Source organism: Streptomyces sp. NPDC033174 (assembly GCF_055577795.1).
Genome location: NZ_JBVIPQ010000005.1, coordinates 58,889 through 65,756, shown reverse-complemented (window position 1 = coordinate 65,756; position 6,868 = coordinate 58,889). Strand labels below are relative to the sequence as shown.

Sequence of the window (6,868 nt, the reverse complement as noted above, 5' to 3'; positions counted from 1 at the left end):
CACCACCGCGGGGGCGATCAGACACGGCCGGAGAAGGGAGGAGACCTTTACCACCCCCACAAAAAAACGCCGGGAAGGGGGGGGGGGGGGGGGGGGGGGGGGGGGGTTCTTCCTCCCCCCCCCCCCCCCCACCCCTGTCTGATCACCCCTGTCTGATTCTTTTCCCGGCCCTGCTTCCCGGCTACTTCCCGTCCGCCTTCGCCTTGGCGTCGATGGCGGCCAGCGAACGGCGCACCTGATCGCGGTCCGTGGTGTACCAGAAGTCGGGCATCGAAGCCCGCAGGAAGCTGCCGTACCGCGCATTGGCGAGCCTCGGATCGAGGACGGCGACCACCCCTCGGTCGCCGGTCGCCCGCACCAGACGGCCCGCTCCCTGGGCCATGAGCAGGGCCGCATGGGTCGCCGCGACGGCCATGAAGCCATTGCCGCCGGCTTCCTCGACCGCCTTCTGGCGGGCGCTCATCAGCGGATCGTCGGGCCGGGGGAACGGAATCCGGTCCATGATCACGAGCTGACAGTTCGGGCCCGGCACATCGACGCCCTGCCAGAGGGAGAGCGTCCCGAAGAGACAGGTCTCCGGGTCACCGGCGAATTTCTTGATCAGTTCGCCCAGGGTGTCCTCGCCCTGCAACAGGATCGGCTTGTCCAGCCGCCCGCGCAGCTCCTCGGCGGCGGCCTGCGCGCCCCGCATGGAGGAGAACAGACCGAGCGTACGCCCACCGGCCGCCTCCACCAGCTCGGCCAGCTCGTCCACCATGTCGCCACGGCTGCCCTCCCTGCCGGGAGTCGTCAGATGACGGGCGACATAGAGGATTCCCTGCTTGGGATAGTCGAACGGGGAACCGACGTCGATCCCCTTCCACACCGGCACGTCATCGCCCGCGGTGCCCTCCGGAGCGAGGCCGAGCGATGCCCCGACACCGTTGAAGTCGCCGCCGAGCTTGAGCGTGGCCGAGGTGAGAACCACCGAACGCTCGGCGAACAGCTTCTCCCGCAGGAGCCCGGACACGGACAGCGGCGCGACCCGGAGGGAAGCGCCGAAGCGGTCATGGCGCTCGTACCAGACGACGTCGTACTCGGAGCCGTTGCAGATGCGCTCCGCCACGCCGTGGACGGACTCCACGGAGGCCAGCGCCTGCTTGCGTACGGCGTCCTCGTCCTGGACCGACTTGTCCCGGGTGGAACCGAGGGCCGAGATGACATTGCGGGACGCGTCGCGCAGCGCCATGAGGGCATAGCCGAGGTCCTCGGGGACCTCCTCCAGCCGCCCGGGCAGGGCCAGCTCCATCAACCGCTCGAAGCCCTCGGCGGCGGTCTGGAGCTCGTCGGCGACCTTCTCGTTGACCAGCTTCGCGGCACGGCGCACGGCGCGGTTGACCTGGCCGGGAGTGAGCTCGCCGGTGGCGACACCGGTGACCCGGGAGACGAGCTCATGGGCCTCGTCGATGATCAGCACCTCGTGCTGGGGCAGGACCGGGGCACCCTCGATCGCGTCGATGGCGAGCAGCGCGTGGTTGGTCACCACGACATCGGCGAGCTTGGCACGCTCCCTCGCGGCCTCGGCGAAGCACTCCGCGCCGTACGCGCACTTGCTCGCCCCCAGGCACTCCCGGGAGGAGACGGAGACCTGCGACCAGGCACGGTCGGAGACACCGGGGGTGAGATCGTCCCGGTCTCCCGTCTCGGTCTCGTCGGCCCAGTCCCGCATCCGCAGCAGGTCCTGCCCGAGCTTGCTGGTGGGCGCGGCCGCCTCGAACGGGTCGAAGAGCCCGTCCTCCTCGTCCTGGGGCACGCCCTCGTGGAGCCGGTGCATACACAGATAGTTCGAGCGTCCCTTGAGCATCGCGAACTCCGGACGGCGGCGCAGCTGCGGGTGCAGCGACTCGACCGTACGCGGCAGGTCACGCTCGACCAGCTGGCGCTGGAGCGCCAGGGTGGCCGTGGCGACGACCACGCGCTCCCCGTGCGCGAGCGCCGGCACCAGATAGCCGAGGGACTTTCCGGTGCCGGTGCCGGCCTGGACGAGGAGGTGGGAACCGTCGTCGATGGCCGCGGCGACGGCCTCGGCCATGGTGACCTGGCCAGGCCGTTCCACACCGCCGACGGCGGCGACTGCGGCGTGGAGGAGCTCGGGGAGGGATGGCTTCGTCATAGCCCGACCAGCCTACGGTGCGCCACTGACACTCCGATCACGCCAGCGGATTGGGGACCGTGCCGTGGACGGCCGCGTGAGGTCGCTGGGCGCGGTCGCGGTAGCCGTCCAGATGCAGACGGTTGCGGTTGAGACAGAGCCGCTCGATGCGGGGCGTGAGCAGGTCGAACATCTCGAAGCGGTCCTTGAGCTCGGGGAACCGGGCCTGGTAGCGAAGGATCTCGGCGCGCACCAGAGCCCAGAAATCATCCTCCGGGACGCCCAGTTGGTTCTCGCAGAGCGGCGCCAGGTACCGGAAGACGCCGACGAAGAGCCCTGAGTGGATGAACTGCGTCAGGAAGCCGGGCTCCTCGGTGAGCAGCACGGCCCGTACGTCGTCGGGCATGGCGTCGTGCTCGGGCAGCGGCCGGGCGCTGACGTTCACGTCGTCGACGAAGTCCTTGATCGCCATCCGTACCGGGACGTCCTGGTCGTCGTAGACGACGACGGCGTTCTCGCCGTGCGGGGAGAAGACGGTCCCGTAGCGGTAGAGGAAGTGCAGCAGGGGCGGCAGCAGCGCTGCGAAGAGGCGCTGGAGCCAGGCGGTGGGGGCCAGTCCGGAGCGGTCGACGAGCTCGGCGGTGAAGGCCCTGCCCTGCGGATCGGTGTGAAGGAGCGAGGCGAGGGTGCGGGCGCGCTCGCCCGGGGGGAGCCGCAACGGCTCGCGCCAGATCGCGCCCAGCAGTTCCCTGTACTGGTACGGGACCTCGGGGAGCCGATCGTAGAGCGGGTGCTCGACGGTGACGGAGGCGACCTCGCCGAGCAGGATCACGCCGCATTCGTCGCGCAGGAACGGATCGGCGTCACGCAGTCCGTGGACCCAGGACGTGACGGCGGGGGCGGCGAGGGTGCGCTCGGTCGGAAGGCCGCGCCAGACCAGCGTGTTGAGGACCGAGAGGGGCAGCTTGACGGTGTGCCGGTCGGGCCTGCTGGTGTTGACGAAGGTGCGGATGGACTGCTGCGGCAGCCGGAGGTCCCCGTCGCTGGACAGCGGGACGATGGCGCCGCGTACGACGGCGGGCGCGTAGAGCGGAAGCAGGATCTCCTCCCACTGCCAGGGGTGGACGGGCAGCAGGAGATACGCGTCGGGGGCGAGGCCACGGGCGCGCAGCTCGGCGTGGAAGGCGTCGCGCACGGCGGGGTCGAGTTCTCGTTCGTAGAGCTGCTCGGGGGTGGCGAGGCCGGCGACGCCCCGGTAGTCGGCGAGCTCGGTACTGACCGCGATCCACGGGAGACGGGCGGGGCGGCGGGCTTCGGGGGCCCAGCGTGCGGTGTCGGCGGGCGAGAAACCGATGCGGCCCTTGTTGAGGACGATCCACGGGTGGCCGGTCTGGTGGCCTTCGAGTTCCGCGTATCCGAGGTCGGCCAGCTGGCCGGCGCTCAGGGCCGTGTGGTCGAGGCGGGCGTCGGCGGCCAGCGTGAGGGTGAGCTCGCGCAGGAGATGGCCGAGCGTGGCTCCGTCGAGCGCGAGGAGGCGGCGCGCGCGGACGAGGAAGTCCAGCGGGTCGGTGTAGGGCCGGCCGTCACGGGTGACGGAGTCGGCGTCGACGCGCCAGCTGCCGTAGGCGCCGCGGCGGGCGGTGAAGGCGAGGACCGAGTCGTCGTCCAGTGCGAGTGCGTAGCGGCGGCTGCCCGCCTCCCCGCTCTCGCTCTCCCCCGGGGGCTGCGGGCGGGGCTCGATGATCTCCTCGTACGCGAACTCCCCGATGGCCTTGGCGAGGAGGCGGGCGGCCGCCCTGTTCCAGTCGGCCGGGTTCAGTTCGGGCGGGGCCGGCAGGGGCGGCTCGGCGTGCTCAGCGGCCTGGTCGGCGGAGTCAGGGACGGCAGGGGACTTCGGCACAGGGATTGACTCCTCGGGATGGGACCGATGCGGGTCGAGCGGTGTATGGAAAGCAGCGGGTCGTTCACTGGACGTGTCGCGGGAGGTGTCACAGGACGTGTCGCAGGGCGCGGTCACGGACCATGAGGGCGGCTCGCTTGTCGGGCAGGTCGACTTCCGCCGAGAAGCGGAATCCGGCGCTCAGGAATGCTGAGACGGAGGGGGTGTTGCGCAGGTCCGGTTCGGCGATGACGCGGGTGCAGCGCGGTCGGTTGTCGAGGACGAGGTCAGCGACGGCCTTGAGCAGGGTCGTGCCGACGCCTCGGCCCCGGTCGACGACTCCGCCGATGAGGAGATGGATGCCGGTGTCGTGGGGACGGGCCGGGTAGTGCCGGGCGAGAGGGTCGAGATCGGCCCGGTAGATCTCGAAGTAGCTCATGGGGACGCCCTCGAGCACGCCGAGGCAGGGAACACTGCGTCCGTCGCCGTCGAGTTGGGTGCGCAGATGGTCGGCGGCGACCGCCGGGGGGCCGTCGAGCTCCCAGAAGGCCGCGACGGCGGGGTCGTTCATCCAGCGGCTGACCAGCGGCAGATCACGTTCGACGCGGACGGGGACGAGTTGGAAGGCGCCGAGGGAGGTGGTGGCCGGGCCCCAGTCGGGGAGGTTGTCGAGGAGATGCCGGTCGGCCTCGTCGGGGCCGACCGGGGCGTCCGCGCTCTCGCCCGTCTCGAACAGTGCGATGAGTTCATCGGGCAGCCGTAGGTCCAGGGTGTCCTCGCCGCACCCGTCGGCGTGGGGCGGCGGGCTGGAGCCGGTGTCGGTGCTCGCATCGGTGGGAGGCACGGTGGCGCTCTCCTCTCATCAGTTCGGGCGGGTCGTGTTCTTTCAGGAGTGGAGGGGGTTGGCGATGGTGACGTAGACGGACTGGGTGTCCACCGGGCCGACGAGTTCGTCGAGGCCGTGGAGGCGGGTGAGGAGATTGGCCTTGCAGCGCAGCGCCTTGGTGTCGAGGAGGTGCCGCGGCAGGGGCGAGCCGAGGGCGGTTGCCGAGGCGAGGAACTGCCGCAGGGCGGCGAGCAGGACGCGTTCGTCGGCGAGCCGCTGTGCTCCGAAGGCGCCGATCAGCCCGAGGACGTTGTTGATGCCGAGGTAGTAGGCGAAGCGCTCGTCGGTGACCTCGTCGGAGACGAAGGTGTCGCTCGCGGTGCCGATGCCGGGGAGGCGCTTCTCCAGCGCGATGCGGTGGGACTCCCTGAAGTAGTAGCCCTGGTTGTCGCGGTAGCGGCCGCCCGTGGGCCAGCCGTCGGCGTCGAGGATCACCAGGGTGTTCTGCTGGTGGGCTTCGAGGGCGATGCCGGCGGTGCCGTCCAGCCAGAGGATCGGGCGCACGACCTGGTCGAGATAGCGCAGGAACCACTCGGCGGAGACGGCTCCGGTGGGCCGGCCGGTGCGGGCGGCGAGGCGGGCCACGGTCTCGGCGAGCCGTGAGCGCGTCACCGGGCTGCCGGGCCAGGGCCGGGGTGCGGTGAGCCCGGCGATGCAGACGGCGTCGTCGGCGGGCCCGAAGGGGTTGTGCCGGAGCATGACGTCGAGGCCGGGAACCGGTTCCCCCTCGGGGGTGTCGACGGCGAGCCATGCGGGGTCGCGGACGATGTCGAAACCCGGGTGGGCGGACTGCCACTGCTCGGAGAGGCCGGTGCGGAGCAGCCGGTGTACCTCGACGCCGCGGTGGAGCTCCTTTCGGAGGTTCTCCCGGCGGGAGTTGGTGATGCGCACGCCGAGCGAGAGCTTGAGCATCGCGGGCGCGCCGGGCCGGTGCACGGTACGGACGGAGGAGGTGGGGTGCCAGGGGTCGCCGTACGGCCCGAGGTCATGGAGGAGACCGGCGTCGAGGAGGGCGGCGACGGCGGGGCGGTGCCGCAGTTCCCGGGCCTGCCAGGGGTGCAGCGGCAGGGCGACGGTGTTGTCCGGAAGTCGCAGGCCGTCGGCGAAGCGGGCGGTGAGCTGTTCCGCGGGCAGCGGGCGGCCCTGCTCGGTCCAGGCCGATTCGGTGGCCAGGACGGATCGGTCGACGGCCGTCCAGTGCAGCGGGAAGGAGCCGTACAGCTCGGGTGAGTAGATGCGCGCTTCGGCGTCCGAGAGGCCCTCGCGGCTCTTGGGGGTCGGGTGCAGGGGGTGGCCGAGGAGCAGGGACTGCTCGGCGGTCAGGAAGAGGTCCGCGTCCGGGGCGGGAGCGGGGTTCAGGCGGCGGTCGGCGATGAAGTCGGCGGTGCGACGGGCCGAGTCGGCGATCCGGGCGACGAGTTCGGTTCCCTCGGGGCGGCCGGACTCACGTCCGATGAGGGCGGCGACGGTCACGGCGTCGGCCGGCGGGGCGCCGTGTGGCGCGCCTTCCAGGGCGGGTGGGCCGAAACGGTGCCAGCCGGTGGGCGACCAGTAGCGGACGGGGACGAGGAGGGCGGTGCCGCTGGCGTCGAGCGGAATGCGGAGGGTGTGACCGGTCGGGGCGGCGAGGTCGTTCTCCCGGACCCAGCACCGGAGCAGGCTCTCGGTGGCGGCGGTGTCGGCGGCCCTCACCGGGTCCGGGTGATCGAGGGGGTCGGCCTCGTGGGGGTGTCGGCTCTCGTCGCGTCCTGAGGGCAGGGCGCTCGGCGCGGGCGGACGCGGGGCGTCGTGGGGGCCCGAGTGCTGGCGGGGGACTGTCGCCGACCCGACGGTGAGCGGGCCGCGCGGGCCGTGGGGGCCTTCGGCGCCGGCCGTGGGGCGGCCGTCGGCGTCGGGGGCCTGGGAGGCGGAGGTGGGATTCACGGGGGACTTCCTTGCTGATGGTGTCCGGGTGGGGTCCGGGCGGGGTCCG

General features: G+C 71.9%; 4 protein-coding genes. All 4 read right to left on the bottom strand.

Annotation, left to right across the window (positions count from 1 at the left end; genetic code table 11):
• Positions 1-181 precede the first annotated feature (181 nt).
• Complete coding sequence (locus ACZ5VC_RS17220) at positions 182-2,152, bottom strand: ATP-dependent DNA helicase (protein ID WP_469120872.1); 1,971 nt, start codon at positions 2,150-2,152, stop codon at positions 182-184.
• 37 nt (positions 2,153-2,189) lie between these two features.
• Positions 2,190-4,031 carry an IucA/IucC family protein gene (locus ACZ5VC_RS17215; protein ID WP_469120871.1) on the bottom strand — a complete coding sequence of 614 codons (1,842 nt, stop codon included), beginning with the start codon at positions 4,029-4,031 and terminating at the stop codon, positions 2,190-2,192.
• 88 nt (positions 4,032-4,119) lie between these two features.
• Positions 4,120-4,854, bottom strand: a complete 735-nt coding sequence (locus tag ACZ5VC_RS17210) for a GNAT family N-acetyltransferase (RefSeq protein WP_469120870.1) — start codon at positions 4,852-4,854, stop codon at positions 4,120-4,122.
• A gap of 42 nt (positions 4,855-4,896) precedes the next feature.
• Positions 4,897-6,819: an IucA/IucC family protein gene (locus tag ACZ5VC_RS17205; protein WP_469120869.1), complete on the bottom strand. Its 1,923-nt coding sequence runs from the start codon at positions 6,817-6,819 to the stop codon at positions 4,897-4,899.
• Positions 6,820-6,868 lie beyond the last annotated feature (49 nt).

What these genes read in the sequence shown, in the direction of transcription:
- ACZ5VC_RS17220 (WP_469120872.1), bottom strand. Translation starts at nt 2,152, where the DNA reads ATGACGAAGCCATCCCTCCCCGAGCTCCTCCACGCCGCAGTCGCCGCC.